At 62.2% G+C, this 2627-nt stretch carries 2 protein-coding genes; both read left to right on the top strand.

The genetic code is table 11. From position 1 onward, the window contains the following. Positions 1 to 303 (top strand): IS66 family insertion sequence element accessory protein TnpB (gene tnpB / locus EP867_RS19235; RefSeq protein WP_164888974.1); only part of this gene is annotated, 303 nt, incomplete at its 5' end. A 63-nt stretch (positions 304 to 366) separates the two neighbouring features. Continuing rightward, entirely contained in the window at positions 367 to 2049 is a 1683-nt protein-coding gene (gene tnpC / locus EP867_RS19230) for an IS66 family transposase (protein ID WP_128491044.1), read from the top strand. Positions 2050 to 2627: the final 578 nt, after the last annotated feature.

Here is a 2627-nt window from a genome sequence, read left to right as displayed (position 1 = left end):
GACTTCCGGTGTGGGCATCAGGCACTGGCGCTGATGGTGCAGAGCGAGCTGAAGCTCGATCCATATTCCGGTGTCACGGTGATCTTCCGATCCAGGCGTGGTGACAGGTTGAAAATCCTTGTTTGGGATGGGACCGGAATGGTGCTGATCTATAAGGTTCTGGAGGAAGGTAACTTCGCCTGGCCAAAGGTTCGGGACGGGATTATGCGGCTGTCGCGGGCGCAGGCGGAAGCTCTTTTCGAGGGGTTGGACTGGCGCCGGACGATTGTGCGCCGCGTTGCTCATCCGACCTCCGCGGGGTGATTTTTTTGGCATATTACCCTTATTTTGTTGGGATTTACGGCCCGGATGCGGTAGACATACTGCATGTCGCAGCCCTTCGATCTCAGTCTGTTTCCGGACCTTCCCGCCGAGGTGGTGAAGGCCTTCACCGCCCAACAGGCGGCCCTGGAAGCGGCGCGGTTTGAGGCGAAGATCGAACGGGCAGCTCGTCAGCATGAGCAGGCGGTGGTGGCCGAAAAGGAGGCCTTCATCATCGAGTTGAAGGCCCTGATCGAACGGCTGGAAGGCCAGGTTCAGAATTACCGGCACACGAAGTTCGGACCTAAATCGGAAAAGCTGGATCCGGCCCAGTTGGAACTGGCGCTGGAAGACCAGGAAACCGCCATCGCCGAAACGCAGGCGCAGATCGCGGCGCTCGAAGAACGAATTGCGGCCAGCGAACCCGATCCTGAGAAGCGCAGGCCACGGGCGGCCCGCAAGGCCCGGGCTTTACCTGAGAGCCTGCCCCGGGTCGAACGCATTGTAGAGCCCGACAGCATCGTCTGCCCCTGTGGGTGTGGGGACATGGTCCGGATCGGCGAGGATCGTAGTGAGCGCCTGGATTACATCCCGGCCCGTTATCAGGTGATCGTTACGGTGCGCCCGCGCTATGCCTGCTCCAAAGGGCGTGCCGGTGTGGTTCAGGCCAGAGCTCCCGCGCATCTTCTGGAGGGAAGCTGGCCGACCGAGGCGCTTCTGGCTCAGATCGCTGTCGCTAAACACTCAGAGCATATGCCGCTGAACCGGCAGGCAGTGGTGATGGCGCGGCACGGGGTGCCGATCGACCGATCGGTTCTGGCCGACTGGATGGGCCGAACCGGGGCCCTGATTGCGCCCGTGGTTGATCACATGGCCAGGCGGCTGATGGCGGAAAGCTCCCGGCTTTATGTTGATGAGACGACCGCCCCGGTGCTTGATCCGGGGCGCGGCAAGACGAAAACAGGCTACCTCTGGGCCGTTTTGCGGGACGACCGCGGTTGGGGAGGCGCCGCGCCACCCGGCGTGGTGTTCCACTACCGCCCGGGCCGTAAGGGCGAATATGCCGCGGAAATCCTCGCTGGCTTTAATGGCACGATCCAGGTCGATGCCTATGGGGCCTATACCCATCTCGCTACGCCAAAGCGCACGGGTGGTGCGCCCTTGCAGCTGGCGTTCTGTTGGGCACATGGCAGGCGCAAGCTGATCAAAGCCCAGCCGACGAAGGGTTCGCCCATCGTGGAGGCAGCGCTCTTGCGCATCGCCGCGATTTACAGGATCGAGGATGCCATTCGTGGAAGCGCCCCGGATCATCGGCGGGCTGTCAGACAGGATCTGTCCCGCCCGGTGGTCGGGGAGTTCTTCGAATGGCTGAACGCGCAGGCGGCCCGGGTATCAAAAAAATCCGACCTGGGTGAGGCCATGGCCTATATGCTGAAGCGCCAGGAAGGCTTCCGCCGGTTCCTTGATGATGGCCATATCGACATCGACTCCAACCTTGTCGAAAATGCCATCCGCAGCCCGGCCATGAACCGTCGTAATGCGCTCTTCGCCGGCCATGATGAAGGCGGCCGCAACTGGGCACGCTTCGCCAGCCTTATCGGCACATGCAAGATGAATGGTGTCGAACCCTCTGCCTATCTGCGCGACCTCTTCACCAGCCTCGCAAATGGTCATCTGGACAAAAACATCGATGACCTCATGCCGTGGGCATATGCCCACGGGACAAAGCAAGTCGCGATGAGCTCATAAAGGACTCCTTTCAGAGCTACGATCAACGCTCATGGACAGGCTTCAGATCACACACGCGGCCCATGCGCACCCTTGTGCAACCCTGAAATCAATGGGGCGCAGACGCCGGATACTATGGTCCGGCAGGTCGGCGGAATGCTCCAAAGCCACCACCTGTGCGGCAATGTGAGGGGATCGCGCAGGTTGGGGGGGCGGATTCTGAGGGACATCAGGCGCAGTTTCATCCGGTCCTTCGGAAGGGATCTGCAGAGACATGCCTCCGTCAGACGGGTCCTGACCTGTGAGGAAAGCGCCTGACAGCAGGATCGGGAGGGCGCCCCCTGACAGCAGCGGCTCGCGGAGCAGGGGCGTGGCGGAGGCAGTCTCGGGCAGCTCCGTCCCGCGATTAAGGTGGGGCTCATCGATCAGCTGCTGATCGTCCTGCGCGCTCTGGTCAGAGGTGTCGGATGTCACGTTGCCCTGCTCCGGCAGGGGCGGGGTGTCTGTCGCTGCCTCCTGGCCCCGGGCGAAGGGGGGGCTGTTGTAAACATCGCCAAAAGCCCCGCCACCTGACGGGGCAGAGAGCGGGCGGCCTGCAG

This window comes from Falsigemmobacter intermedius (genome assembly GCF_004054105.1).
Taxonomy (GTDB): domain Bacteria; phylum Pseudomonadota; class Alphaproteobacteria; order Rhodobacterales; family Rhodobacteraceae; genus Wagnerdoeblera; species Wagnerdoeblera intermedia.
The sequence above is the reverse complement of the archived record's forward strand: the minus strand, read 5'-3'. Positions and strand labels throughout refer to the sequence as shown.